Annotated in this window: 20 protein-coding genes and 2 tRNA genes; 9 read left to right on the forward strand and 13 right to left on the reverse strand. The window is 61.3% G+C overall.

Going from position 1 to position 24,498, the window contains the following annotated elements; translation table 11 throughout:
* Positions 1-789: 789 nt before the first annotated feature.
* From ABI582_RS24710 to ABI582_RS24745, 8 genes are all read left to right on the forward strand, one after another.
* Entirely contained in the window at positions 790-2,178 is a 1,389-nt protein-coding gene (locus ABI582_RS24710; RefSeq protein WP_442120564.1) for a polynucleotide adenylyltransferase PcnB, read from the forward strand.
* A complete protein-coding gene (gene folK / locus ABI582_RS24715; protein ID WP_258654050.1) occupies positions 2,175-2,654 on the forward strand; it encodes a 2-amino-4-hydroxy-6-hydroxymethyldihydropteridine diphosphokinase in 480 nt (159 codons plus the stop codon). The genes ABI582_RS24710 and folK overlap by 4 nt, the downstream gene beginning before the upstream one ends.
* A 262-nt stretch (positions 2,655-2,916) precedes the next feature.
* Positions 2,917-3,717, forward strand: a complete 801-nt coding sequence (panB, locus tag ABI582_RS24720; RefSeq protein ID WP_019470466.1) for a 3-methyl-2-oxobutanoate hydroxymethyltransferase — start codon at positions 2,917-2,919, stop codon at positions 3,715-3,717.
* Entirely contained in the window at positions 3,714-4,577 is an 864-nt protein-coding gene (gene panC, locus ABI582_RS24725) for a pantoate--beta-alanine ligase (protein ID WP_442120565.1), read from the forward strand. The genes panB and panC overlap by 4 nt, the downstream gene beginning before the upstream one ends.
* Before the next feature lie 237 nt (positions 4,578-4,814).
* Positions 4,815-6,479, forward strand: a complete 1,665-nt coding sequence (pgi, locus tag ABI582_RS24730) for a glucose-6-phosphate isomerase (protein WP_442120566.1) — start codon at positions 4,815-4,817, stop codon at positions 6,477-6,479.
* A 199-nt stretch (positions 6,480-6,678) separates the two neighbouring features.
* Positions 6,679-8,613, forward strand: coding sequence for an acetate--CoA ligase (gene acs / locus ABI582_RS24735; protein WP_442120567.1), 1,935 nt, complete (start codon positions 6,679-6,681; stop codon positions 8,611-8,613).
* Between the two features lie 42 nt (positions 8,614-8,655).
* Positions 8,656-9,525: an oxygenase MpaB family protein gene (locus ABI582_RS24740; protein ID WP_338745255.1), complete on the forward strand. Its 870-nt coding sequence runs from the start codon at positions 8,656-8,658 to the stop codon at positions 9,523-9,525.
* Positions 9,526-9,603: 78 nt separating this feature from the next.
* Complete coding sequence (locus tag ABI582_RS24745) at positions 9,604-12,540, forward strand: DUF748 domain-containing protein (protein WP_442120568.1); 2,937 nt, start codon at positions 9,604-9,606, stop codon at positions 12,538-12,540.
* A 135-nt stretch (positions 12,541-12,675) separates the two neighbouring features.
* On the opposite strand, the gene ABI582_RS24750 is transcribed toward ABI582_RS24745, so the two are convergent.
* On the reverse strand, positions 12,676-13,089 hold the full coding sequence (locus ABI582_RS24750) for a VOC family protein (RefSeq protein ID WP_112250023.1): 414 nt from the start codon (positions 13,087-13,089) through the stop codon (positions 12,676-12,678).
* 60 nt (positions 13,090-13,149) lie between these two features.
* Here ABI582_RS24750 and ABI582_RS24755 point away from each other — a divergent pair, with 60 nt between their 5' ends.
* Positions 13,150-13,461: a putative quinol monooxygenase gene (locus ABI582_RS24755; protein ID WP_442120569.1), complete on the forward strand. Its 312-nt coding sequence runs from the start codon at positions 13,150-13,152 to the stop codon at positions 13,459-13,461.
* Positions 13,462-13,529: 68 nt separating this feature from the next.
* Here the strand turns inward: ABI582_RS24755 and ABI582_RS24760 are convergent, their stop codons facing one another.
* From ABI582_RS24760 to tpiA, 12 genes are all read right to left on the reverse strand, one after another.
* Positions 13,530-13,880, reverse strand: a complete 351-nt coding sequence (locus ABI582_RS24760; RefSeq protein ID WP_016489161.1) for a BON domain-containing protein — start codon at positions 13,878-13,880, stop codon at positions 13,530-13,532.
* Positions 13,881-14,143: 263 nt separating this feature from the next.
* Positions 14,144-16,249 carry a polyribonucleotide nucleotidyltransferase gene (gene pnp, locus ABI582_RS24765; RefSeq protein WP_016501633.1) on the reverse strand — a complete coding sequence of 702 codons (2,106 nt, stop codon included), beginning with the start codon at positions 16,247-16,249 and terminating at the stop codon, positions 14,144-14,146.
* Between the two features lie 249 nt (positions 16,250-16,498).
* Positions 16,499-16,768 (reverse strand): 30S ribosomal protein S15, encoded by a 270-nt coding sequence (gene rpsO / locus ABI582_RS24770; RefSeq protein ID WP_016489163.1) that lies wholly within the window; start codon positions 16,766-16,768, stop codon positions 16,499-16,501.
* Between the two features lie 147 nt (positions 16,769-16,915).
* Complete coding sequence (truB, locus tag ABI582_RS24775) at positions 16,916-17,833, reverse strand: tRNA pseudouridine(55) synthase TruB (protein WP_016501634.1); 918 nt, start codon at positions 17,831-17,833, stop codon at positions 16,916-16,918.
* Between the two features lie 3 nt (positions 17,834-17,836).
* Positions 17,837-18,235 (reverse strand): 30S ribosome-binding factor RbfA, encoded by a 399-nt coding sequence (gene rbfA / locus ABI582_RS24780; protein ID WP_016489165.1) that lies wholly within the window; start codon positions 18,233-18,235, stop codon positions 17,837-17,839.
* Between the two features lie 116 nt (positions 18,236-18,351).
* Positions 18,352-20,880 (reverse strand): translation initiation factor IF-2, encoded by a 2,529-nt coding sequence (infB, locus tag ABI582_RS24785; protein WP_338745259.1) that lies wholly within the window; start codon positions 20,878-20,880, stop codon positions 18,352-18,354.
* A 27-nt stretch (positions 20,881-20,907) separates the two neighbouring features.
* Positions 20,908-22,389, reverse strand: coding sequence for a transcription termination factor NusA (gene nusA, locus ABI582_RS24790; RefSeq protein WP_009685349.1), 1,482 nt, complete (start codon positions 22,387-22,389; stop codon positions 20,908-20,910).
* A gap of 59 nt (positions 22,390-22,448) precedes the next feature.
* Positions 22,449-22,907, reverse strand: a complete 459-nt coding sequence (rimP, locus tag ABI582_RS24795) for a ribosome maturation factor RimP (RefSeq protein WP_167659473.1) — start codon at positions 22,905-22,907, stop codon at positions 22,449-22,451.
* Positions 22,908-23,037: 130 nt separating this feature from the next.
* Positions 23,038-23,114, reverse strand: a tRNA-Met gene (locus tag ABI582_RS24800).
* Positions 23,115-23,214: 100 nt separating this feature from the next.
* A tRNA-Leu gene (locus ABI582_RS24805) sits at positions 23,215-23,300 on the reverse strand.
* Between the two features lie 21 nt (positions 23,301-23,321).
* Positions 23,322-23,720, reverse strand: coding sequence for a preprotein translocase subunit SecG (secG, locus tag ABI582_RS24810; protein WP_043202565.1), 399 nt, complete (start codon positions 23,718-23,720; stop codon positions 23,322-23,324).
* Between the two features lie 4 nt (positions 23,721-23,724).
* Entirely contained in the window at positions 23,725-24,480 is a 756-nt protein-coding gene (gene tpiA, locus ABI582_RS24815) for a triose-phosphate isomerase (protein ID WP_043202566.1), read from the reverse strand.
* Positions 24,481-24,498 lie beyond the last annotated feature (18 nt).

Raw genomic sequence — 24,498 nt, forward strand, 5'->3', positions numbered from 1 at the left:
CTGGCCCGAAACAAACGTAGGAGCGAGCGCAGCTCGCGATGCGCCGCGCGGGCGGCGCTCGATCTCACAGGCGCTGAACGGGGTGTGGCGAACCCATCTGGCCCCGAAACACCCCAGGTAACACACCAGTGCCCACAAAAATCTGTTACCCAACCTTTCCGCCGTAACAGTTCTCGAGGCGTACGGTAACGAAACCGCCCCGATTTCAGCCCGCAGAATTTTGCCAAAACCGCTCAACCCCTTGATTTTACTGGGTTTCCAAAAGTTGGCACGGCACCTGCTATATGCTTAGTACAAAAACAATAACAAGCACTGCAACCTAAAATAAGAACAAGACGAAACGGCTCACGCACAATAAAAACAAGACGGCGGAGGCGCAGCTAACTGATTCTTTTGGAGAGGATGCGTGTTTGGGGCTTGCCCCACGACCAGGCAGAGAACAACAAAAACTGCACTAAAAAGCAGCGCCTGAACTGGTTGGATCGACAGATCAACGTGACATCAGCGGCCAAAGCAATCCGTTTGCTCTTAACCCCTGGATTGGGGGTCGTTCACAAGCTTCGAGATTTGTGGACAGGGCACTCAACAAAAACAAAAAGCCCAGCAAAAAAAACAATAAGAGCACGCAACGACTTCTTGGGGAGCTTAGGCTCCCCTTGTCGTTTCTACCCTTCTGGCAGGCATCCTGCTACCCGCCTACACCATTCCCCGAGTAAATGCTAGAATCCCCGCCCATCATGCGGCCATTCTCCTATTCTTGGCCGAACATTCCTTCACACAGTGCATCCCATGCTGAAGAAGCTGTTCCAGTCTTTCCGCCCGCCCGTACCGGGCCCGCACCACAGGCGCACCACGCCTGAGGTGATCAACAAGAGTCAGCACTCGCTGCAGCGCCACCAGTTCAGCCGTCACGCGGTGAACATCGTGGAACGTTTGCAAAGCGCCGGCTACCAGGCTTACCTGGTCGGTGGCTGTGTCCGCGACCTGATGCTGGGCATCACGCCCAAAGATTTCGACGTCGCCACCAGCGCCACCCCCGAACAGGTCCGCGCCGAATTCCGCAACGCGCGCATCATTGGTCGCCGCTTCAAGCTGGTCCATGTGCATTTCGGCCGTGAGATCATCGAAGTCGCCACCTTCCGCGCGCCCCACTCGGAAGACGATCAGGGCGACAGCCACCGTTCGTCGCACAATTCCAGTGGCCGCATCCTGCGTGACAACGTGTACGGCACCCTGGAAGAAGACGCGCAACGTCGCGACTTCACCATCAATGCCCTGTACTACGACCCGGTCAGCGAGCGCGTTCTCGACTACGCCAATGGTGTGCACGATGTGCGCAACCGCCTGCTGCGGCTGATCGGCGACCCGACCCACCGTTACCAGGAAGACCCTGTGCGCATGCTGCGCGCGGTGCGTTTCGCCGCCAAGCTGGACTTCGGTATCGAAAAGCACACGGTCCAGCCGATCCGCGAACTGGCCCCGTTGCTGCGCGAGATTCCACCGGCACGCCTGTTCGAGGAAAGCCTAAAGCTGTTCCTCTCCGGCCAAGGCGCCATCGCCTTCGAGATGCTGGTCGACCTGCAGCTGTTCGAGCCGTTGTTCCCGGCCAGTGCCCACGCCCTGGACGAGCGCCCGACCTATGCCCACACACTGATCAGCCAGGCGTTGCAAAACACCGACCTGCGCGTGAAGCAGGGCAAACCGGTAACCCCGGCGTTCCTGTTCGCTGCGCTGCTGTGGCCAGCCCTGCCGGCCCGTGTACTGCACCTGCAGAACCAGGGCGTGCCGCCGATCCCGGCCATGAACGGCGCGGCCCACGACCTGATCGCCGAGCAATGCGCGCGCATCGCCATTCCCAAGCGCTTCACCCTGCCGATCCGCGAGATCTGGGACATGCAGGAGCGCCTGCCACGGCGCAGCGGCAAACGCGCCGACATGCTGCTGGACAACCCTCGCTTCCGCGCCGGTTACGACTTCCTGCTGCTGCGTGAAAGCGCCGGGGAAGATACCGACGATCTCGGCCAGTGGTGGACCGACTACCAGGATGCCAACGACAGCGAGCGCCGCGAGATGATTCGCGAACTGGGCAGCCGTGACGAAGGCACCGGTGCCGGCCCGCGCAAACGCAAACGCAGCGCCAGCAAACGCAAGCGCGGTGGTGACGAGGCGGCCGAGTGAAGACCCGCGCCTACGTTGGCCTGGGCAGCAACCTTGACGCGCCTGCCGAACAACTGCGCAGTGCCTTGCAGGCGCTTGACCAGGTCGAGGGCACGCGCCTGGTAGCGGCTTCGGCCCTGTATACCAGCGATTCGCTGCTGCCCGGCCAACCGCGTTACACCAACGCTGTCGCCGCCCTGGACACCGCACTGCCGCCACTGGCGCTGCTCGATGCGCTGCAAGCCATCGAGAACGGCCAGGGCCGCGTGCGCAATGAGCGCTGGGGCCCGCGCACGCTGGACCTGGACATCCTGCTGTTTGGTGACCAGGTACTCGACGAGCCACGCCTTAAAGTGCCGCACTACCACATGCATGCCCGGCCTTTCGTGCTGTACCCACTGGCTGAACTGGTGCCGGACGATTTCCACCTGGCCGATGGCCGCGCCCTCGCGCAATTGCTCGACGACTGCCCGTTCGTCGGCCTTGAACGCCTGTAAACCGGGCGTTTCAGCCTTGCCCACTGGCGCGGTAACGCCAGTAACACCCTGATCGTAACAATGCGGTAACAGGGTGATTGACTTCCCCCACCTCGCTCACGACTATAGGCGTCCCGTGTGGCACCAAAGTGCCGCATACCCGTATTTAGGCCCGGACGGACCTGTGCCCGAACATCACGCGCGATGATGTGCCGCTCCGGAAGATGACTACACGCGTTGAATGCAGTCGTTTTTTACAGCGCCTGAACGAGGATTTTCCGACATGCCTGAAGTAACCCTTACCACCCTCAATGGCCTCAAGGCCAAGGGTGAAAAAATCACCATGCTGACCTGCTACGACGCGACCTTCGCCAAGGCCGCCAGCCAGGCCGGCATTGAAGTGTTGCTGGTGGGCGACTCGCTGGGGATGGTCCTGCAGGGCCACGACAGCACCCTGCCGGTAACCACGGCGGACATGGCGTACCACACCGCCAGTGTCAAACGCGGCAATGACGGGGCGCTGATCCTCGCCGACCTGCCGTTCATGGCACACGCCACCCCGGAGCAAGCCTTTGCCAACAGCGCCACGCTGATGCAGGCCGGCGCGCACATGGTCAAGATTGAAGGCGCCGCGTGGCTGGCCGAAACCATCCGTCTGCTGGCTGAGCGCGGCGTGCCGGTGTGTGCGCACATGGGCCTGACCCCGCAGACCGTCAACGTGCTGGGCGGCTACAAGGTGCAAGGCCGCCAGGAAGCCCAAGCCCGGCAGATGCGCGCCGACGCCATTGCCCTGGAACAGGCCGGCGCGGCCATGCTGCTGCTCGAATGCGTGCCCAGCGAACTGGCGGCAGAAATCACCAATGCCGTGGGCATTCCGGTGATCGGCATTGGCGCCGGCAGCGCCACCGATGGCCAGGTGCTGGTACTGCACGACATGCTCGGCCTGTCGCTGACCGGCCGGGTGCCGAAGTTCGTGAAGAACTTCATGCAAGGCCAGCCCGATATCCACAGCGCCCTCGTCGCTTACGTCGAGGCGGTCAAGCAAGTCAGCTTCCCAGGTAGCGAACACGGGTTCAGTGCATGAATACAGTCAAGACCGTCCGCGAACTGCGCGCCGCCGTCGCCCGCGCTCGCGGTGAAGGCAAGCGCATCGGCTTCGTGCCGACCATGGGCAACCTGCACAGCGGCCACGCGGCCCTGGTAACAAAGGCTGCGCAGCGCGCCGATTTCGTGGTGGCCAGCATCTTCGTCAACCCGCTGCAGTTCGGCGCCAACGAAGACCTCGACAAGTACCCGCGCACCCTGGCCGCAGACCAGGAGCGCCTGCTGCAGGCCGGCTGCAACCTGCTGTTTGCCCCCAGCGCCGAAGAGATGTACCCCGACGGCATGAGCGTGCAAACCCGCGTCAGCGTGCCCCACCTTTCCGAAGGACTGTGCGGCGCCAGCCGGCCCGGGCATTTCGAAGGCGTGGCCACCGTGGTCAGCAAGCTGTTCAACATGGTCCAGCCTGACCTTGCGGTGTTCGGTGAAAAGGACTTCCAGCAGCTGGCGGTGATCCGCGCCATGGTGCGCGACCTGAACATGCCGGTGCAGATCATTGGCGAGCCCACAGTGCGTGCCGAAGATGGCCTGGCGCTGTCGTCGCGCAATGGCTACCTCACGCCGGAGCAGCGTGCGATCGCGCCAGTGCTGTACCGCACGTTGCAGCACATTGCAGAGGCCATCGGCCGTGGCCAACGGGACTTTGCCGCGTTGGTCGCTGATGGGCAGGCGCAGCTGAGTGCGGCGGGGTTGCGCCCCGATTACCTGGAAGTGCGCCATGCCGTGAGCCTGCGCCCGGCAGTGATCGATGACCGCGACCTGGTGGTGATTGCGGCGGCTTACCTGGGTAACACACGGTTGATCGACAACCTTTACCTGCATGTGGAAGAGAAGACCGCGTAACGGCCTGGGGCTGCTATGCAGCCCATTCGCGGCACAAGGCCGCTCCTACAGGGACCGCGCTGTCCTCAACCCTGTGGGAGCGGCCTTGTGCCGCGAATGGGGCGCAAAGTGTGTCCCCAAAATCACCCTGCCATACCCATTCCCAGTGCGTGGCCTTTGCCTATAATGATGCCAGCCTGAACCCGGCAATGACTGCCGTGTCCAAGGCATCACCACGCACCAAGGGAACCCCGCGCAATGGCGTATTACCGTACTCCCCACGATGTGACGGCCCTGCCCGCCTGGCAGGCGCTTCAGCAACACCGCGACGCCATGCAAGGCTTCAGCATGCGCGAAGCCTTCGCCGCCGATGCCCAACGCTTCGACCAGTTCTCCCTGAGCTGCTGCGGCCTGTTCCTCGACTACTCGAAAAACCTGATCACCGAACAAAGCCGGGACCTGCTCGTGAACCTGGCCAACGAAGTGGGCCTGCAAGACGCCATCAAGTCGATGTTCAGCGGCGAAATCATCAACGCCTCCGAAGGCCGCCCGGTGCTGCACACTGCCCTGCGCCGGCCCGTGGGCGACAAGCTCAGCGTCAACGGCGTGAACGTCATGCCGGAAGTACACAAGGTACTCAACCAGATCACCGAACTGGTTGGCCGCATCCACGACGGCCTGTGGCGCGGCTACAGCGAAAAGCCGATCACCGACGTGGTCAACATCGGCATCGGGGGCTCGTTCCTTGGCCCAGAGCTGGTTTCCGAGGCGCTGCTGCCCTACGCCCAGCGTGGCGTACGCTGCCACTACCTGGCCAACATCGACGGCAGCGAGTTCCACGAGCTTTCGGCCAACCTGCGCGCCGAAACCACCCTGTTCATCGTCTCGTCGAAGTCGTTCAACACCCTCGAGACCCTGAAAAACGCCATGGCCGCGCGCACCTGGTACCTGGCCCAGGGCGGCTCGGAAGCCGAGCTGTACCGCCATTTCATCGCGGTTTCCAGCAACAAGGCCGCGGCAGTGGCCTTCGGCATTCGCGAAGAGAACATCTTCCCGATGTGGGACTGGGTGGGTGGGCGCTATTCGCTGTGGTCGGCCATCGGCCTGCCAATTGCCCTGGCCATCGGCACAGCCAACTTCAAGGAACTGCTGTCCGGTGCCTACACCATGGACCAGCACTTCCAGACCGCGCCGTTCGACAAGAACATGCCGGTGCTGCTGGCCCTGCTGGGCGTGTGGTATGGCAACTTCTGGGGCGCGAATAGCCACGCGATCCTGCCGTACGATCACTACCTGCGCAACATCACCAAGCACCTGCAGCAACTGGACATGGAGTCCAACGGCAAGAGCGTGCTACAGGACGGCACTCCGGTGAAAACCGATACCGGCCCGGTGATCTGGGGCGGGGTTGGCTGTAACGGCCAGCATGCCTACCACCAGTTGCTGCACCAAGGCACCCAGCTGATTCCGGCCGACTTCATCGTGCCGGTAGTGAGCTTCAACCCGGTGGCCGACCATCACCAGTGGTTGTACGCCAACTGCCTGTCGCAGAGCCAGGCGCTGATGCAGGGCAAGACACGTGAAGAAGCCGAGGCCGAACTGCGCGGCAAAGGCCTGAACGAAGCGGACATCGAGAAGCTGGCCCCGCACAAGGTGATCCCGGGCAACCGCCCGAGCAACACCCTGGTAGTGGAGCGCATCAGCCCACGCCGCCTGGGCGCACTGGTGGCGATGTACGAGCACAAAGTGTTCGTGCAAAGCGTGATCTGGGGCATCAACGCCTTTGACCAGTGGGGCGTGGAGTTGGGTAAAGAGCTGGGCAAGGGCGTTTACCAACGCCTGGTCGGCACCCTGGAAGACAGCGCCGAAGACGGCTCCACCCAAGGCCTGATCAACTACTTCCGCGGCCGTCACCGCGGGTGATCTAACGCCTGCACCGGCCTATTCGCGGGTAAGCCCCGCTCCCACAGGTACTGCACAAGTTCCAAGCATTGTGCGGTCCCTGTGGGAGCGGGTTCACCCGCGAAGAGGCCAGCACAGGTTGAACACCGCTCCCAGCTACACTGTCCTATCGAATAGCCGTTGCAGTCCATCGCCCCTTACAAGAGCAGGACCACCCGCCATGTTCGATATCCGCAATTACCCCCAGGCCCTGGCCGTCAGCCAGTCTGCCACCCTTACCCCCGACGACTACCGCCGCCTCTACCGCCAGTCGGTCGACGACCCGGACACCTTCTGGGCCGAACAGGCCAAGCGACTTGACTGGGTCAAGCCCTGGTCAAGCGTGCAGCAGTGCGACCTGAACACCGGCAAGGCCCGCTGGTTCGACGGTGCGCAACTCAACGTCAGCTACAACTGCATCGACCGTCACCTGGCCCAGCGCGGCGACCAGACCGCCCTGCTGTGGGAGGGCGACGACCCAAACGACTCCAAGGCCATCAGCTACCGCGAACTGCACCGCCAGGTCTGCCGCCTGGCCAATGCGATGAAGGCGCGCGGTGTGAAAAAAGGCGACCGGGTATGCATCTACATGCCGATGATTCCCGAAGCCGCCTTCGCCATGCTCGCCTGCACCCGCATTGGTGCCATCCACTCGGTGGTGTTCGGTGGCTTCTCCCCAGACGCCCTGCGCGACCGCATCCTCGACGCCGACTGCCGCACCGTGATAACCGCCGATGAAGGCGTGCGCGGTGGCAAGCGCATCCCGCTGAAGCAAAACGTCGACAAGGCCCTGGCCAGTTGCCCTGCGGTCAGCAGCGTGTTCGTGGTGCGCCGCACCGGTGGCGATGTGGCCTGGGCCGAAGGCCGCGACCTCTGGTACCAAGAGGTGACGGACAAGGCCGGCGACGACTGCCCTCCCGAACCGATGGAGGCCGAAGACCCGCTATTCATCCTCTACACCTCCGGCAGCACCGGCAAACCCAAAGGCGTGCTACACACCACTGCCGGCTATCTGCTGCAGGCGACCATGACCTTCAAGGTGGTGTTCGATTACCGCGACGGCGAGGTGTTCTGGTGCACCGCAGACGTCGGCTGGGTCACCGGCCACAGCTACATTGTCTATGGTCCGCTGGCCAACGGCGCTATTTCGCTGATGTTCGAAGGCGTGCCCAACTACCCGGACACCTCGCGCTTCTGGCAAGTGGTGGACAAGCATCAGGTGAACATCTTCTACACCGCCCCAACCGCCCTGCGCGCCCTGATGCGCGAGGGTTCCGCACCGCTGCAAGGCACCTCGCGCAAAAGCCTGCGCCTGCTGGGCAGCGTCGGCGAGCCGATCAACCCCGAAGCCTGGGAATGGTATTTCGAGGAAGTCGGGCAAAAACGCTGCCCCATCGTCGATACCTGGTGGCAGACCGAAACCGGCGGCATCATGCTCACCCCACTGCCCGGTACGCAGACGCTCAAACCCGGCTGTGCCACCCAACCAATGTTCGGCGTGCAGCCGGTGCTGCTGGATGAAAAGGGCAAGCTGATCGAAGGCCCCGGCGCCGGCCTGCTGGCGATCAAGGCCAGCTGGCCCGGGCAGATCCGCAGCGTCTATGGCGACCACCAGCGCATGGTCGACACTTACTTCAAGCCCATGCCCGGCTATTACTTCACCGGCGACGGTGCCCGCCGCGATGCCGATGGCGACTACTGGATCACCGGGCGCATCGACGATGTGATCAACGTGTCGGGCCACCGCATCGGCACCGCCGAAGTGGAAAGCGCGCTGGTATTGCATGACAGCGTCGCCGAAGCAGCGGTGGTCGGCTACCCGCACGACCTAAAGGGCCAGGGCGTGTATGCCTTCGTCACGCCCATGAATGGCGTGGCCCCGGACGATGCGCTCAAGGCCGAACTGCTGGCCCTGGTCAGTAAGGAAATCGGCAGTTTCGCCAAGCCCGAACTGATTCAGTGGGCCCCGGCGCTGCCCAAGACCCGCTCAGGCAAGATCATGCGGCGTATACTGCGCAAAATCGCCAGCAACGAGCTGGACAACCTGGGCGATACCTCGACCCTGGCCGACCCCAGCGTGGTACAGGGCCTGATTGATAAACGCCTCAACCAGTAACCGGCGGCCGCTGTCCATGGCCGCCCTGAACCACAGGTCGCCATGGAAGCCCTTCGCCGCCGCATCGAAACCCAGGTCATGAGCCTCACCGGGCTGGCCCTCGGCCAGCTCGACCTGGAATCGCCCAAGGGCGACCCCGGCCTGTTCGGCCCGCACAGCATCAGCTGGCGGGTACATGGCGACTTCCCGAGCATGCTGGTGGGCGGCATCAGCGCACTGATGCTGCAGTTGTTGCACCCGCTGGCCCTGGCCGGCGTGTGGGACCACTCAAACTTTCGTGAAGACCTGCTCGGCCGCCTGCGCCGCACCAGCCAGTTCATTTCCGGTACCACCTTCGGCGCCACCGGCGATGCCGAGTGGCTGATCGACAAGGTGCGCACCATTCACCTGCAGGTTACCGGCACCGCCCCGGACGGTCGCCCCTATGCCGCCAGCGACCCCGACCTGCTGACCTGGGTGCATGTGGCGGAGGTCAGCAGTTTCCTCGCCGCCCACCTGCGTTATCGCAACCCGCACCTGCCGCGCGCCGAACAGGATGCCTATTACAACGAAATCGCCCTGATCGCCGAGCGCCTTGGCGCCCGCGACGTGCCACGTTCGTGTCAGCAGGTCGAAGCCTACCTGCAACGCATGCGCCCGCAGCTGCACTGCGACACGCGCAGCCATGAGGTGATACAGATCCTGCTCGACGCCCCGGCCCCCAGCCGCCTGGCACAGCCGGTAGGCAAGCTGATGCTGCACGCCGGCATCGACCTGCTGCCGGGCTGGGCCCAGGCCATGCTCGGCCTGCAGCACGGGCCCTTGCAACAGCGCCTGATCCGCCTGGGCTTGCAGCGCACCGCACCTGTGCTGCGCTGGGCCATGCGTGACGGCTCGGCTCATCGGGCCAAACGGCGCATGGGTATCGAATGACGTCAAATGGCCGCCCCTGCGGAACTGATTTAACGTGCCATACTCCAAGCACTCCTGCTTAGACAGACGAAGCGACACATGTACAAAGGACTGACTCGCGCCGCTGGCGCAATCGTGGCCCTGGTAGCCCTCTACAGCCTGCTCGGCTTTCTCGTTCTTCCCGGTGTCGCGCTGCGCATCGCCAACCAGCAGTTGGCCCAGTACGCGACCGTACCGGCCCACCTCGAACGGATCGAACTCAACCCCTTCAGCCTCGAGCTGACGCTGTGGGGCCTGCAGATCGGCGAGCCGGGCAAGGAGCAGGTCGGTTTCGAGCGGTTGTACGCCAACCTCTCGCTCGACAGCCTGTGGACCAAAGCCCTGCATCTGGAAGCCGTGGAACTCGAGAAGCCACGCAATGAGGTGCTGTTCGCCAAGGACGGTACCCTCAACCTGACCAGGTTGTTCAAGCTGCCTGCCAGTGAAGCGAAACCCGACGCGCCGCCCAGCGACCCGTTCCCGCTACGCGTTGGCAGCATCAAGCTAATCGATGGCTACCTGCACTTCGAGGACCAGCGCCCCAGCGAGCCCATCGAGTTCCTCTACGACAACATGAACCTGGAGCTGAAAAACCTCAGCACCCTGCCCAACGACAATGCCGACATGACGCTGGTGGCCAACGGCCCCAACGGTGGCCGAATCGACTGGAAAGGTACCCTGAGCCTGTCGCCGGTCGCCTCCGAAGGCACACTGAAGGTTACTGACGCCAAGATGAAGCTGTTCTGGCCCTACGTGCGCGATGCCGTGCCACTGGTGCTGGAAGATGGCGTGCTCAGCCTTGATGCGCATTACACGCTCAACCTCGCCAAACAGACCGAGCTGCTGCTGGATAACGTGTCCGTACGCATTGCGCCGTTCGCCATCAAGGCACCGGATGGCCGCCCGTTGGCGCGCCTGGCCAGCCTGGACGTGAGCGAAACCTCCGTCGACCTGGTCAAGCAACTGGTCAGCGTGGGCAAGATCCGCAGCGAAAAACTGGAAACCTGGGCGGCGCTGGAAAAAGACGGCCAGCTCGACTGGCAGAAACTGTTCGCCAGCCAACCGGCCGAGGCCACGCCGAAGGAAAAGGCCGAGCCTGCCGCCGCCGAGCCTACGCCTGAAGAGAAAGCCGCCAAGGAGCCTGGCAAGCCGTGGCAAGTGCTGCTCAAGGACGTGCAATTGCGCAACTACCTGGTGCACCTGGCAGACCGCAGCCAGAAAGAACCGGTCGCCTTGGACATCGGCCCGCTCAATGCCGACCTGCAAGGTTTCGACAGCCTCAACCAGTCGCCCTTCACGCTCAAGCTCGATACCGGCGTAGGCAAGCAAGGCAAGCTGCAGGCGGCTGGCCAGGTCAACCTGGCGCCGATATGGGCAAAGCTGGATGTGAGCACCCGCGACATCGACCTGCGCGTGGCCCAGGCCTACATCAGCCCGTTCATCCTGCTGGAGCTTCGCAGCGGCATGCTCGCCAGCGACCTCAAGGTCGACCTGAAGAACACCGCGCCACTGGCCTTCACCATTACCGGCAAGGCGCAGGTCAACCAGTTGCATACCCTGGATACCATCAAGAGCCGCGACTTCGTCAAATGGCAGCAGGTGAATGTCGACGGCTTGTCCTACGTGCACGGCGATGCCCTGTCGATCGACAAGGTGACCCTGCTGCAGCCCTATGCGCGCTTCATCATCAACGAAGACCGCACCACCAACATCAATGACCTGCTGATCCCGCAACCGGCCGGCGCCCCGGCGAGCAGCCAGGCCAAACCGGCCTCGGCCAGCAGCGAGAAGCCGCTGGGCATCCACATCGGGCAGATCGACATCAAAGACGGTTCGGCCAACTTTGCCGACCTGTCGCTCACCCCCAACTTCGCCACGGCCGCCCAGCAGTTGAACGGCCAGATCGGCACCATCGACAACCGCAAGCCGGTGCCGGCCAAGGTTGACGTCAAGGGCAAGGTCGACCGTTACGCGCCGGTCACCATCAAGGGTGCACTCAACCCGTTCAACCCATTGGCCAGCCTGGACATCGCCACCAGCTTCAAGCGCGTCGAGCTGACCACGTTGACGCCCTACTCCGGCAAGTTTGCCGGCTTCCGCATCCGCAAGGGCCGGCTCAACCTAGACCTGCACTACCTGATTACCAACGGCCAGCTCAAGGCCGAGAACAAGGTAGTGGTGGAGCAACTGCAGCTGGGCGAAAAAGTAGACAGCCCGGACGCCGTCGACCTGCCGATCCGCCTGGCGGTGGCACTGCTGAAGGATACCGAGGGCAAGATCTCGATCGAGCTGCCGGTCACGGGTGACCTCAACAACCCACAGTTCAGCGTGATGCCGATTGTGTGGCAAACCCTGCGCAACCTGGTGCTGCGCGCGGCACAGGCGCCGTTCAAGTTCATTGGCGGACTGATTACCGGCGGTGGCTCGCAAGACCTGGGTAACGTGGCCTTTGCCCCGGGCTCCAGCGAACTCACCGGCGATGCCCAGTCGTCACTGGACAAGCTGGCGTCGGCGCTGAAAGAGCGCCCGGAGCTACGCCTGGAAATCGAAGGCACCAGCGCCCAGGCCAGCGACGGCCCACTGATCGCCCAGCAACGCCTGGAGCGTGAGTACCAGTCCACCTGGTACAAGATCCTGCAGCGCCGCGGTGACAAGGTGCCGGCCAATGCCTCGATGCTGATAGTCGACGACAGCGACAAGCCGGCGATGCTGGAAGGCATCTACCGCACGCGCCTGAAACAGCAGCCGCCTGCCGAATGGGAGCAACTGGGCCGCGAAGAACGCACCACCAAGCTACGCGAGGCAGTGATCAAGTCGTGGGCCGAAAGCACCGCCCTGCTGCGGACACTGGGCCAGGAGCGGGCCAGCAGTATCAAGGATTACCTGGTGGACAAGGGCAAGCTTGAAGATGACCGGGTGTATTTCATCGATACCAGCCTGGGGCAGCCTGAGAGCGATGGGCGGGTGGTGACGCCGATGCACCTCGATGCCGAATAGTCGTTCAGACTGACACTTACCCTTGTAGGAGCAGCCTTGTGCTGCGAAGAGGCCGGAACAGGCAGATACAAATGCTTGCCAGCTCTGGCCTCTTCGCAGCACAAGGCTGCTCCTACAAGGGGATGTGGTTGCCTACTAGACCAACCGCTGCCCCGACACCGCCGGGTGATACAGCGGCTGCACCTTGTTCCCCGCCGGGTCCAGCAAGTGGAAGCTGCGCGCCCCGTCACCATGGTTGAACGGCCGGTCGAGCAAGGTCACGCCATGGGCCTTGAAGTATTGGTACCAGGCCTCTAGCTCCTCCACGCTGTCCACAATGAACCCATAGTGATCCAGGGTCTGCAGCCCGTTGGCCGCCCCCGCCCCACGCCCCAGCGAAAGGTTGTCGTTGCCGCAGGTAAGGTACACCAGGTCTTCGTTGGCGCGGTTCAGCACTTCCATGCCCAGCACGTCGACGTAGAAGCGTTCGCACTCCTCCAGGTTGGGTACCAGCAGGGCAATATGGCGCAGGCCATTCAGGCGGCCGGGGCGTACAGGCAATTCAGACATTGGCGGGGCTCCATTTTTGTATACAATTCGTAAGTGAATTTAAAACAAAAGGAGCGACTTGTGTATAGCCTGTTTATCAAGACCCGTGTCAAGCCCGGTTGTGCTGAGGCCTTTCTGGCGGCGATCAAGGTCAATGCCGCCGCTTCCGTCGCCAGCGAGCCAGGCTGCCTGGCATTCGATGTGTCGCAGGACCGGGTCGACCCGGAGCTTATCTATCTGTACGAAATCTACCGCGACGATGCCGCCTATGAAGCCCATACCCAGACCGCACACTTTCGCGACAGCCGCCCACTGGTAGAACCGCTGATAGCCGAGCAGCAATGCTTCGAAAGCGATGTGATCGCACGCAACCCGCTGTACCAGCAGGTATGAAAAAGCCCCGGCTCGCGCCGGGGCTTTGTGTATAAGTGGCCAAATCCATATGGCCGACGGGACAATCCTTATTCGGCTTTCAGGCCATCGGCCGAAACAGCCTTGACGCCTTTGATTTTCTTGGTGATGGCAATCGCCATTTCTTTCTGCGATTCGGTCACGGCGGTGGTCGACGACAGCGACACGACGCCTTTGTTGGTTTCAACCTTGATATCGGAACCCGGGATGCCTTTCTCGGTCAGCAGGTCGGATTTGACCTTGGTGGTGATCCAGGTATCGGAAGTGGCTTCCTTGGCTTTGGTCACCTCACCGGCCGCAAGCGTCATCGGGGCCTGGGTGGACTGTTGGGCGAATGCCGCGTTAGCCATGGTCAGGGTCAGAGCGGTAGCAGTAGCGGCAGCAATGGCGAACTTCTTCATGTGGGTCACTCCTGTTTTTCGAAAGGTCTGCGCCGTATGTCCTGGCGTCAGGTAAGAAGGTAGTTGCATGGGCTGTGCCAGCTTTTCCGCTTCGCTTGTTCCCTTATAAATCAACAGGTTAGCAAACAGCCATCAAATGCTGTGTCGTGCATTTTGCAATCAGCGCGGTAAACCTGCATGCAAGATGCAAGTCCGCAAAAGGTTCCCGCCACCCATGAAAAAAGGGCCCCGAAGGGCCCTCTCTTGTGTAGCGTGGCAGTCGCTTAGACGCCCGAGGCCTTGGCCGCGGCAACGTCTTTGATGGACAACTTGATACGGCCGCGGTTGTCCACGTCCAGTACCAGCACTTCCACTTCCTGGCCTTCTTTCAGGATGTCGGTGACTTTCTCGACGCGAGCATCGCTCAGCATGGAGATGTGCACCAGGCCGTCCTTGCCAGGCAGGATGTTGACGAAGGCGCCGAAGTCGACGATACGCTCAACCTTGCCGACGTAGATCTTGCCAATTTCGGCCTCGGCGGTGATACCCAGGATGCGCTGCTTGGCAGCCTCTGCCGCTTCCTTGGTTTCGCCGAAGATCTTGATCGAGCCATCGTCTTCGATATCGATCGAAGCCTTGGTCTCTTCGCAGATGGCACGAATGGTGGCGCCGCCTTTACCGATGACGTCACGGATCTTGTCGGTGTCGATCTTCATAGCGATCATGGTCGGGGCGTTGGCCGACAGCTCGGTACGCGACTGACCAATGATCTGGTTCATCTGGCCGAGGATGTTCAGGCGCGCTTCCAGGGCCTGGCCCAGGGCGATTTCCATGATCTCTTCGGTGATGCCGTTGATCTTGATGTCCATCTGCAGCGCGGTAACACCTTTGGCGGTACCGGCTACCTTGAAGTCCATGTCGCCCAGGTGGTCTTCATCACCCAGGATGTCGGTCAGAACGGCAAACTTCTCGCCTTCCTTGACCAGGCCCATGGCGATACCGGCAACCGGCGCCTTCATTGGCACACCGGCGTCCATCAGGGCCAGGGATGCACCGCAGACCGAAGCCATGGAGCTGGAACCGTTGGACTCGGTGATTTCCGAAACCACGCGGATGGTGTACGGGAACACGTCAGCAGCCGGCAGCATGGCCTGGACCGAACGGCGGGCCAGACGGCCGTGGCCGATTTCGCGACGGCCAGCGCCGCCCATACGGCCACACTCGCCCACCGAGAACGGCGGGAAGTTGTAGTGCAGCATGAAGGGGTCTTTCTTCTCGCCTTCGAGGGTATCCAGCAGCTGGGCGTCACGGGCAGTACCCAGGGTCGCAACGACCAGAGCCTGGGTTTCGCCACGGGTGAACAGCGCCGAACCGTGGGTCTTCGGCAGAACACCTACTTCGATGTTCAGCGGACGAACGGTCTTGGTGTCGCGGCCGTCGATACGTGGCTTGCCGTTTACGATGTTTTCGCGAACGGTGCGGTATTCGATTTCGCCGAAGATTTCTTTGACTTCGGCAGCCGATGGCTGGCCTTCTTCACCGGAGAACTTGGCGATGGCCTGATCACGCAGCTCGCCCAGGCGCGCGTAGCGATCAGCCTTGACGGTGATGGTGTAGCCCTGCGAAACGCCCTCGCCGAATTCGGCGCGGATGGCGTTGAACAGCTCGGTGTTGGCAACGGCAGGTTTCCAGTCCCAGGTCGGCTTGGCAGCTTCGGCAGCCAGCTCTTTGACAGCCTGGATAACGGCCTGGAATTCGTCGTGGGCGAACAGTACGGCACCCAGCATCTGGTCTTCGGTCAGCTCTTGTGCTTCCGATTCAACCATCAGTACGGCGTCGGAGGTACCGGCAACGACCATGTCCAGGCTCGAGGCAGCCAGTTGCTCGTAGGTCGGGTTCAGCAGGTAGCCGGTGCTTTCGTGGAAGGCAACGCGGGCGGCGCCGATCGGGCCTTCGAACGGAATACCCGAGATGGCCAGGGCAGCCGAGGTACCGATCATCGCAGCGATGTCCGGGTCGGTCTTCTTGCTGGTGGAAACCACGGTGCAGACGACCTGCACTTCGTTCATGAAGCCTTCTGGGAACAGCGGACGGATCGGACGGTCGATCAGGCGCGAGGTCAGGGTCTCTTTCTCGGAAGGACGGCCTTCACGCTTGAAGAAACCACCTGGGATCTTGCCGGCGGCGTAGGTCTTTTCCTGGTAGTGAACCGACAGCGGGAAGAAACCCTTGCCTGGATCAGCCTGTTTGGCGCCTACCACAGTCACCAGCACGGTGACGTCGTTGTCGACGGTAACCAGCACGGCGCCGGTTGCCTGACGGGCAATACGGCCCGTTTCGAGAGTAACGGTCGACTGACCGAACTGGAATGTCTTGATTACCGGGTTCACGGTTTCCTACCTTTTTCAGTGGCTCTGGGGGAACTGGTTTCTTGCGAATTTGTGGGCAGAACGGGGAATCGGCCCCATTGACCGTCCAGATACAACACGAGGCTGGGAGCCTGGTTGAAGAGCGGAAAACCGCTCCACTTCACCAGGCTGCCAACCTCGGAGATACGCATGGCGTGCCCATAGACAACGCTGCCAGGCAGCGCTGCCACTGCATGAGACACGCCATGCACACCACTGACCAGGCCGCTATTAGCGACGCAGGCCCAGGCGACCGATCAGGGCGCTGTAACGAGTGGTGTCTTTGCCCTTCAGGTAGTCCAGCAGCTTACGACGCTGGTTTACCATACGGATCAGGCCACGACGCGAGTGGTGGTCTTTACCGTTGGCCTTGAAGTGGCCTTGCAGCTTGTTGATGTTCGCGGTCAGCAGAGCAACCTGAACTTCCGGGCTACCAGTGTCGCCAGCAGCTTGCTGGTAGTCGGTAACGATTTGAGCTTTTTCTTCAACGCTGAGGGCCATTTGGCTTCTCCTGATAACGGATCCCGCAAGCGGGGTCCAATAGGCCAGGGACAAATCCCTGTATTAATAAAAAAGGTGTGACCGTGCCTACTGACAGCCACCCTTGATTCCGTAGAGTTCGGCCGAAGCCTCACCCTGCGGTTTCGGTCATTCCGACCGAATCAGCCGACGTGGCGCAATACGCCCGTCTTCGCTCACTTCACCGATACCGATGAAGCGCGCATTGTGATCCTGTACCCGCACCATGCCAAATTGTGGCGCGTCCGGCGCGCGTACCGCCTGCCCATGCAGCCAGTAAAACGCACTGTGCTCGGACAGGCTTACCATGGGCCAGTCCTGCAGACCGCTGTCCGAGGGCATCAGGAAGCGATCGAGCGCTTCGTTACCGCCTTCGGCATGGGCCTGTTCAAGCGCTTCAAGCGTAACCGTCTGTGCCAGCGCGAAGGGCCCGGCCTGGGTCCTGCGCAGCTCGGCGACATAGGCACCGCAACCAAGGGCCTCGCCGATATCCTCCACCAGGGTGCGGATATAGGTGCCTTTGCTGCATCCTACGGTCAACCGTGCACGAGTGCCTTCACACTCCAGCAACTCCAAGCGGTTAATAGTAACAGAACGCGCCTCGCGCTCCACTACCTCTCCTGCACGTGCCAGCTTGTACAACGGCTGGCCGTCACGCTTGAGCGCCGAGTACATCGGCGGTATCTGGCTGATCGGGCCACGAAAACGTGGCAGCACTGCCTCGATGTCGGCACGACCAACGGTCACTTCGCGGGTCTGCAGCACCTCACCTTCAGCATCGCCGGTGTTGGTAGTCTGGCCCATCTGCATGACGGTTTCGTAGCCCTTGTCGGAATCGAGCAGGTACTGCGAAAACTTGGTCGCCTCGCCGAAGCACAGCGGCAGCACGCCGGTTGCCAACGGGTCGAGGCTACCGGTGTGGCCGGCCTTTTCCGCGTTGAGCAGCCAGCGCACCTTTTGCAGGGCGGCGTTGGACGTAAAGCCCAAAGGCTTGTCGAGCAGGATGATGCCGCTGACATTGCGGCGGATACGTTTGACCTGGGCCACCGCTTACTCCTTGGTGTCCAGCTCGTCGGTATCCTTGTGCAGGCGGTCTTCGGCCACTGCACGCTCGATCAGCGCCGACAGGTGCACACCGCGGCTGACGCTTTCATCGAAGTGGAAGTGCAGCTGCGGCACGCTGCGCAGTTGCATCGAGCGGCCAAGGTGCAGACGGAGGAAGCTGGCAGCACTGTTCAGTGCCTTCAACGACTGCTTCACGGCGTCTGGCGTTTCCTCGCCCATGACGGTGATGAACACCTTGGCATGGCCCAGGTCACGGCTGACGTCCACGGCGGTGATGGTGACCAGACCGACACGTGGGTCCTTGACTTCGCGACGGATCAGCTCGGCCAGCTCGCGCTGCATCTGATCGCCGATACGTTGGGTACGGCTGTATTCTTTGGCCATTCTTGCTACCTGTAACTTAAAGCGGCAAACGCCCGGTCAGACCAATGCCTGACCGGGCGCTACCTGAAGAGGTGCCGCAAACCGCCCTGTAGCGGGCGTTTGCGGCTAGCTCGCCCTTAGAGGGTACGAGCCACCTGGACTTTCTCGAACACTTCGATCTTGTCACCGACCTTGACGTCGTTGTAGCTCTTGACGCCAATACCGCACTCCATGCCGTTACGCACTTCGGCGGCGTCGTCCTTGAAGCGACGCAGCGATTCCAGCTCGCCTTCGAAGATAACCACGTCTTCGCGCAGTACGCGGATCGGACGGTTACGGTATACGGTGCCCTCGATGACCATACAGCCAGCGATGGCGCCGAACTTCGGCGAACGGAACACGTCACGTACTTCGGCGACACCCAGGATGTTCTCGCGAACATCGCTGCCGAGCATGCCGGTCAGGGCCTTCTTGACGTCTTCGATGATGTCGTAGATCACGTTGTAGTAACGCATATCCAGACCTTCCTGCTCGACGATCTTGCGCGCGCCGGCATCGGCACGCACGTTGAAGCCGAACAGTACCGCATTCGAAGCCAGCGCCAGGTTGGCGTCGCTCTCGGTGATACCACCTACGCCGCCACCGATCACACGGACCTGTACTTCGTCGTTGCCCAGAGCGCCGAGCGAACCATTGAGCGCCTCGAGCGAACCGCGAACATCGGTCTTGAGAACGATGTTGAGGGTTTTCTTCTCGGCCTGGCCCATGTTCTCGAAGATGTTTTCCAGCTTGCCGGCGTGAGCACGGGCCAGCTTGACCTCGCGGTACTTGCCTTGACGGAACAGGGCAACTTCGCGGGCTTTCTTCTCGTCGGCCACTACCGACAGCTCGTCACCGGCTTCCGGCGTGCCATCCAGGCCGAGGATCTCGACCGGGATCGACGGGCCAGCTTCCTTCACAGGCTTGCCGTTCTCGTCGAGCATGGCGCGAACACGGCCATAGTTGGAGCCACACAGCACCATGTCGCCCTGACGCAGCGTACCGTCCTGGACCAGGATGGTAGCAACCGGACCACGGCCCTTGTCGAGGCGCGATTCAACCACGACACCACGGCCTGGGGCAGTAGGCGTAGCGGTCAGTTCGAGAACCTCGGCCTGCAGCAGGACGGCTTCGAGCAGTTCGTCGACACCGGTACCCATCTTCGCCGAAACCTTGACGAACGGCGTGTCACCACCCCATTCCTCGGAGGTCACGCCTTCGACGGACAGTTCGTTGCGGATGCGATCGAGGTCAGCACCTGGCTTGTCGATCTTGTTCACCGCAACAACCAGCGGAACGCCAGCTGCCTTGGCATGCTGAACGGCCTCGCGGGTTTGCGGCATCACGCCGTCGTCCGCCGCCACCACCAGGATGACGATGTCGGTCGCCTTGGCACCACGTGCACGCATCTGAGTGAAAGCTGCGTGGCCAGGGGTGTCGAGGAAGGTGACCATGCCGCGGTCGGTTTCCACGTGGTAGGCACCGATGTGCTGGGTGATACCACCGGCTTCGCCAGCGGCAACCTTGGCACGACGGATGTAGTCGAGCAGCGAGGTCTTACCATGGTCAACGTGACCCATGACAGTTACCACCGGCGCACGCGACTCTGACTGGCCTTCGAATTTCAGCGATTCGGCCAGGGAGTCTTCCAGGGCGCTATCGCTGATCAGGGTGACCTTGTGGCCCAGCTCTTCTGCGATCAGCTGAGCGGTTTCCTGGTCGAGTACCTGGTTGATGGTAACCGGGGTGCCCATCTTGAACATGAACTTGACAACTTCAGCGCCCTTGACGGACATCTGGTTGGCCAGTTCGGAGACCGTGATGGTCTCGCCGATGGTCACGTCACGGATGACGGGGCCGGTCGGGTTCTGGAAGCCATGCTGGTTACGCTTCTTCAGCTTGCCCTTGCCACCACGACCACGACGAGCGCCATCGCTCTCTTCGTCGGTGGTACGCGGAGCAGCACGCGGAGTCGGCGCCTTTTCCTTTTCCTTGACCTTGACCTTGATCGACACACGAGGCGCCTCGCCACGACGACGATCGTCATCACGGGTACGGCTTTCGTTGCGACGGGTCTCGTCCTTCTTGCGCTCGGCAGCACGGGCTGCAGCGTCTTCGGAGGCCGGGGCGTCGGCGACTACCGGGGCCGGGGCAGCGGCAGGTGCCGGCTCTGGCTTGGCAGCAGGCGCAGGGGCGGCTACAGCAGAGTTGGCTGCCTGACGGCGAGCCTGATCTTCGTTGCGCTGGCGAACATCGGCGTCAACCTTGTCGCGAGCGGCGTTTTCGGCCGCGCGGCGCTCTTCCACTTCACGCTTCTGCTCAGCCTGGATTTCCTCCGGGCTGCGCTGCACGAATACTTTCTTCTTGCGTACTTCTACGCTGATGCTCTTGCTACCGGCGACACGCAGGGTGCTGGTGGTTTTGCGCTGCAAGGTAATCTTGCGCGGTTCTTCCGCCTTGCTCTTGTGGCTGCTTTTCAAATGAGTCAGCAGGGTCTGCTTCTCATTGTCGGTCACTACCTGACCGGCGTCGGTGTGCGGCAGACCTGCCTCACGCATCTGCTGCAGCAGGCGCTCTACCGGTGCCTCGACCTCTTGGGCCAGTTCTTTCACCGTGACTTGCGTCATGCACTTCTCTCCTCAGGCCGCGCCTAATTACTCGAACCAATGGGCTCGGGCGGCCATGATCAACTTGCCGGCACGCTCTTCGTCGATGCCGTCGATGTCGAGCAGATCGTCGATCGACTGCTCGGCCAGGTCTTCGCGGTTAACCACGCCGCGCACCGCCAGTTCAGCCGCCAGGTCCTTGTCCATACCCTCAAGAGAGAGCAGGTCTTCGGCCGGGTGGGCGTCTGCCAGTTTTTCTTCGGTAGCGATGGCCTTGGTCAACAAACGGTCCTTGGCTCGAGCGCGGAGCTCATTGACGATATCTTCGTCAAAGCCATCGATGTTGAGCATTTCTTCCAACGGTACGTAGGCAATTTCTTCGAGGCTGGTGAAGCCTTCGTCGACCAGCACTTGGGCCAGCTCCTCGTCGACTTCCAGTTCATCGATGAAATTGCGCAGGATGTCACCTGTTTCGGCCTGCTGCTTGGCCTGAATGTCCTTCTCGGTCATCACGTTCAGGGTCCAGCCGGTCAACTGACTGGCAAGACGAACGTTCTGACCGCCACGGCCAATGGCCTGGGCCAGGTTATCCTCGGCGACGGCGATGTCCATGGCATGGGCATCTTCATCAACGATGATCGCCGCGACTTCAGCCGGCGACATGGCGTTGATGACGAACTGCGCCGGGTTATCGTCCCAAAGGACGATATCCACACGCTCACCACCCAACTCCCCGGATACAGCTTGGACGCGCGAACCACGCATGCCGATACAGGCACCTTGCGGGTCGATGCGCTTGTCCTTGGAGCGGACGGCGATCTTGGCTCGCGAACCCGGATCACGGGAAGCAGCCATGACTTCAATGAGGCCCTCGGCAATTTCCGGCACTTCAATGCGGAAAAGCTCGATCAGCATCTGTGGCGCGGTGCGCGACAGGATCAGCTGAGGACCACGGTTTTCAGTGCGAATTTCCTTGAGCAGTGCACGCAGGCGCACACCCACACGGAAGGTTTCACGCGGAATGATATCCTCGCGGGCCAGCAAGGCCTCGGCGTTGTTGCCCAGGTCAACGATGACGTTGTCGCGGGTAACCTTTTTGACGGTACCGGAAATGATCTCGCCTACGCGTTCGCGGTAGGCATCGACCACCTGGGCACGCTCGGCCTCACGGACCTTCTGCACGATGACCTGCTTGGCGGTCTGAGCGGCGATACGACCGAACTCGATGGACTCGATCTTCTCCTCGATCACGTCACCAACCTTGGCTTCGGGATGAGTGTCCTTGATCTTGTCCAACCAGGTTTCGATCGCCGGATCATCAAGGTCGGCTTCATCGACCACGGTCCAGCGACGGAAAGTCTCGTAGCTACCGGTGTGGCGGTTGATTTCCACACGCAGATCGACTTCGTCTTCAAAACGTTTTTTGGTTGCAGTGGCCAGGGCCACCTCCAGCGCTTCGAAAATGACGCCGGGCGGTACACCTTTTTCGTTGGATACCGATTCAACAACCAGCAGTACTTCTTTGCTCATCGTACGCCTCGCCTTGCGCAAGCCATTGGGCCCGGATAGTCCGCCGGGCCCGGCACGTCTCAGTCAAAACTGGGAATAATATTGGCCTTGTCGATCGAGTCGATCGGCAGCAGGAACTCCTGATTGTCCACCTGGACCACCACATCCTGCTCCTCCACACCGCGGAGAAGGCCCTGGAAGTTACGACGACCCTCGAAGGGTGAGCGCAGCTTGATCTTCACTTGTTCGCCGGCATGCGAGGCAAACTGTTCCAGAGTGAACAGTGGGCGATCCATGCCTGGAGAAGACACCTCGAGGGTGTACTCACTGCTGATTGGATCTTCCACATCGAGAATGGCGCTGGCCTGACGACTGACCGCTTCGCAGTCCTCCACCAGGATGCCGCCGTCCTTGTCGATGTAGATGCGCAGTACCGAATGCTTACCCTGGGAAACGTATTCGATCCCCCAGCACTGATAGCCCAGACCCTCGACAACCGGGGCCAACAAGGCCTGCAACTGTTCTAGCTTGCTCGACACCTGAACCCCCTCGTGCATGCTGTGCAAATAAAAAATGGGCAAAGCGCCCATCCCTGAAAGCGCCGTTGGACAACGACGCCGAAAACTGTTCGGTTAGCAAAAAGCCCCTGAAAAGGGGCTCCGCTGAAGCTGGTTGCGGGGGCTGGATTTGAACCAACGACCTTCGGGTTATGAGCCCGACGAGCTACCAAGCTGCTCCACCCCGCGACAAAGCTGGGGCGAAAGTATAAGACCGAACCCTGTTAGGGGTCAAATCCAAACGTTCACCTACAAGAAAGCCCGCTAAAGCGGGCTCTCAAGCTTCAATTGGTACCGAGAAGGGGACTCGAACCCCTACACCCTATGGGCACAACCACCTCAAGGTTGCGTGTCTACCAATTCCACCACCTCGGCAATACTACTACTTGAAACCCGTTACTTCTGCTCTTGAGCCGGAGGAGGTACATCACCCGTATTATTGGTGGTTTCGCTCTTCTGCTGTTGGAGCACCGGTACATCATCATTAACTGCCGGCTTCTGCTGCTCTTTCACTTCTAGCACTGCTGGATCTGGAAGACCTGCTTGGCTAAGCTGGTGAGCTTGTTGCTTCGCGAAGTATCCTAACCCAAGTGCTGTCAAAAAGAAAGTGGCAGCGAGTATAGCAGTGAATTTACTTAGGAACGTTGCAGAGCCCTGGCTCCCGAACACGGTATTTGAAGCACCCGCGCCGAAAGATGCACCTGCTTCGGCACCCTTACCCTGTTGCAACAGTACCAGCACTACAAGCGACAGCGCTGCCAACAGATGAAAAACAACGATGACTGTTTCCAGCATTTGTTCAGTTTCCTGCGGCGCGACAAATTGCACCGAATTCGTCTGCGTTCAGGGAAGCCCCACCAATGAGACCCCCATCGATATCCGGCATGCCGAACAGTTCGGCCGCATTGGCCGCCTTCACGCTGCCGCCGTAGAGCAGCTGCACCTTCGCAGCCACTTCAGCATCTTCTGCCGCCAGCTGGCCGCGGATGGCGGCGTGCACATCCTGGGCCTGCTGTGGCGTGGCCGTCAGGCCAGTGCCGATGGCCCATACAGGCTCATAGGCAATTACTGCATTGGCAAAAGCCTTAACACCGAATGCTTCGATGATACTGCTTAGTTGACGCCCGACAACTTCAAGCGTTTTGCCTGCCTCGCGCTCCTCAAGGGTTTCCCCGATGCAAAGCACTGGCTTCAAACCTTTGGCCTGGGCCGCTGCAAACTTGCGATTGAGCACTTCGTCGGTTTCACCAATGATCTGGCGACGCTCAGAGTGACCAACCAACACCAACTTGCAACCTGCTTCAACCAGCTGTTCCGGAGCAACTTCCCCGGTCAGCGCACCCTGTTCGGGTTGTACAGCAGAATTCTGTGCGCCGACAGTTATTTCTTTACCTGCCAGCCCATCAATCACCTGATTGATGAACAAAGCCGGTGGAAACACCGCGACTTCCACTCCGCTCGGCAAGGCGAGATTGCTCAAGCCTTCGGTCAGCTCAGCGACGCTAGCGCGGGTACCGTGCATCTTCCAGTTACCAGCTACCATAGGGCGACGCATGCTTTACCTCGTCGGTCA

The sequence above is a fragment of the Pseudomonas sp. SAS7 genome, assembly GCF_052112345.1.
Lineage (GTDB): Bacteria > Pseudomonadota > Gammaproteobacteria > Pseudomonadales > Pseudomonadaceae > Aquipseudomonas > Aquipseudomonas putida_Q.